This window comes from Bradyrhizobium sp. Kon10 (genome assembly GCF_055807395.1).
In genome coordinates this window covers 1-254 of the sequence record NZ_JBVVOZ010000303.1, presented here as the reverse complement: position 1 = coordinate 254, position 254 = coordinate 1, and the positions used below count along the sequence as shown (strand labels likewise).

The 254-nt window shown below is 64.2% G+C and carries 1 protein-coding gene; it reads left to right on the top strand.

Translation table 11 applies throughout. From position 1 onward, the window contains the following. The coding region (locus AC0L2O_RS37130; RefSeq protein WP_473373245.1) for a 4Fe-4S dicluster-binding protein at positions 1-254 on the top strand (254 nt) is incomplete at both ends.

Genomic DNA, 254 nt, shown 5'->3' with positions numbered 1-254 from the left:
CCTGCATCAAATGCGGCCGCTGCCACATCGCCTGCGAGGACACCTCGCACCAGGCGATCACCGCAATCGTCGATGGCGTCAGGCATTTCGAGGTGATCGAGGCCGAATGCGTCGGCTGCAACCTCTGCGTCAATGTCTGCCCGGTCGAGAACTGCATCACCATGGAACCGCTGGCGGCCGGCGTAATCGACCAGCGCACCGGCAGACCGGTGTCGCCGGTCTACGCCAACTGGACGACGCATCCGAACAACCCG